The 2742-nt window shown below is 50.4% G+C and carries 2 protein-coding genes; both read right to left on the bottom strand.

Features of this window, described 5'->3' with window-relative positions:
• Nucleotides 1-205 precede the first annotated feature (205 nt).
• Nucleotides 206-1351, bottom strand: coding sequence for a hypothetical protein (locus JRI95_16985; GenBank protein MBW2063241.1), 1146 nt, complete (start codon nucleotides 1349-1351; stop codon nucleotides 206-208).
• 88 nt (nucleotides 1352-1439) lie between these two features.
• Nucleotides 1440-2742, bottom strand: a 1303-nt coding sequence (locus tag JRI95_16980) for a sulfatase-like hydrolase/transferase (protein ID MBW2063240.1), incomplete at its 5' end; no start/stop codon positions are given.

Genomic DNA, 2742 nt, shown 5'->3' with positions numbered 1-2742 from the left:
AATTCAACAGATTGTTTCCTGGCTAGCTCTTCAACTTTTGGATGCGCAAGATGCATGGCCTGAAGCCCATTGTATGGAACCATGACCCTGAACCAGTTGCCCGGGTCCGGCCCAAACCCACCTCCCCAAGCTATTACGCCATAAGACTTCTTTGTATAGACGCCTCTTAAGTTAACTGCCGCGGAATGAGGCTTAATCACAACCTTTATCCCGACCGTGCGCCAGTACTCCCAGATTGCGTCCAGGTACGGGCCGCGTCCTGTTTCCCTGTAATGTTCTTAGCCTTCTCAGGATCGTACGGGTAGATAGGCGCGTTGGGGTCATAGCCGATCTGGGTTCGGCCGATCAGGGTGGTGCGCCATTCACGGCCGGTCATATAGTTTTTGATGATGCTGTCCCAGTTGATGGCGTAATTCAGGGCCTGCCTGACCCGAACGTCGCGCAAGGGGTTGGACGCCCCAGTCTGTGGGTCCTTTTCTGCCCGGAAGTTAATAATAAAGAAACCATGCTGAGAGGCCGGGGCATAATAAACAGTAATGTGAGACAGTCTTTCCAGCTCTTTGCTCGTATCGGTCTGCACTCCGATCATAGCGTCTGCTTCACCTGTTTTCAGGGCCGCGACCATGGTCGCCTGTTGAGGCAGGGTTTTAAGGATTAAGGTCTTAACCTGGCTGCGTCTCATTTCCCCTGGCTTGGGCTTGATATTCCAGTAATCTTCAAAGGCCTCCATTTCAATGTACTCGCCAACCCTGATCTTATTGATTTTGTAAGGTCCGAAACCAACCGGTTTCCTGGCATACTTTTGATCGCCCAGCTTTTCCACATAAGCCCTGGGTACGACCTGCATGAGCATGGACACTCCAAGGAAGGAGGCGTCAGCAAACTTGGTCTTGATAATAACCGTGTAATCATCCGGGGTCTCAACAGAAGCTACCTGCCGTTTTAAAGCGCCCTTGCGATAACCGCGGAACTTGCGGTTGAATTTACCCACGCTTCGTTCAAAGGAGAACTTGACATCTGCCGAGGTGACTTCATCCCCATTATGAAACTTGACCCCTTGGCGCAGTTTGAATTTCCAGGTCTTGGGGTCGAGGACCTCCCAGGACTCGGCCAGATGGGGCGAATATTTCCCATCGAAAAGGTTTCTGACAACCATGGAGCCAAACAGGTATATATTTAAAGACCTGTCTGAAGTGGCCACGTTGGGGTCCAGGAACTGCGCGTCACGAGACCTGACGACCACCAATGTGCCTTCAGGCTCAGACGCCGCCAGGCCAATCGTGGGCCCAAGTGTTATGAGAATCATGACAATAAAACTGCTTAGTACCTTTACCAATGTTTTTTCGGACATCTAACCGCCTCCTTTCTCCAGCAGGGTTTGAAGTTAAATTTCCTTTTATCCCTGGGCCGGTAATTGGGAACTGGCAATTACGTTCGTTTCACTCAGAAAAAACAGACAATCCCTTGGCCCAGCCTCTCCCTCTGCTATCCTTGCGTTCGTTTAGACCTTCCTTGAATACGTTGTATTTTTTCTCATCCGTGCGGCTTACCAGATAGTTCAGGTGTTTTTCCAACAGTTCCTGACGCACTGCCTCACGTGAAGAATCGTCAACCAGATTTTTGAGTTCATTCGGGTCGTTTTCCAGGTCAAAAAGCTCCACAGGCTTCTGTGTTTCAGACTGAATAGTCAACTTGTAACGTCCATTATAGACCATGGAAAAGCCATAGACCTCACTGAAAATAACATCCTTTCCTTTTTGAGCCTGAGGATCGTCCGGTCCGGCCTGGATTTTTTGAATCAGGGAACGGCCGTCGCTTCCTTCCAGGGGTTTGGCCCCGGCGATATCCATGAGTGAAGAGGCTATGTCAATATGATCTGTCAGTGCGGTGGACTTCCAGCCCTGGATGCCTTTAGGCGGGCGAAAGATGCATGGCACACGAAGCGCGCCGTTATAAAAAACGATCTTATGGCTCATTCTGTGATCGCCCAGCATCTCGCCATGGTCAGAGTTATAAACGATCCAGGTGTTATCCAGCAGACCCTTCTCTTCCAGGGCCTTTGTAATACGGCCGATGTATTCATCAATCAGGGTGATCTTAGCATAATAAAAGGTTCTGAGAATCTGCTTCTGCTCAACGGTCATATCTTTAAGCCCGCTCCACTTCAGGACTATATCAACATAGACCGGTATGGGGTCCTGGGGCCAGTCCATGATTTCCACAGGCATGTCCTCAGGTTTGTACATGGCCCTGTATTCAGCCGGAGAATCAAAGGGATCATGAGGGCCTGGAAACAAGACCTGCAGATAAAAGGGCTTTGAACTCCTGTAATTTTGTATCCACTCCACGGCCTTGCGGCCGGTGTAGCTGTCCAGATGATCCTCTGAAGGCAGAGGACACGGCGGTTCTTCCCAGGGTCGGGCTTCGCCCTTCCTCATGGCTTGAATATACTCCATCATGTACTCACGATGTTTCTCTAACAGCCCCTTTTCCTGTAGGTAATCGGTATAGGGTGAATCGGTTAGGATGGAGGCCAGAGGGCCGGTCAGTTCGTGAATGTCCTTAAAACCCCACCTTTCAAGTATCTCTGTTTTTTCTCTGGTGTGTACACTAGTGTTAGGTCCCCCATGCTGCCACAGATGCGTTTTGCCAATGAGTGCGGTGTGATAACCAGCGTCACGGATATTGCGCACGTGGCTGGGGCCGTCAGGATCGGCTTCAAGATTGTTGTTCCATACGCCG

It is taken from the genome of Deltaproteobacteria bacterium (assembly GCA_019308995.1).
Classification (GTDB): Bacteria; Desulfobacterota; Desulfarculia; order Adiutricales; family JAFDHD01; genus JAFDHD01.
Note: the sequence above shows the minus strand (reverse complement) of the source record. Positions and strands in the feature narration are given on the sequence as shown.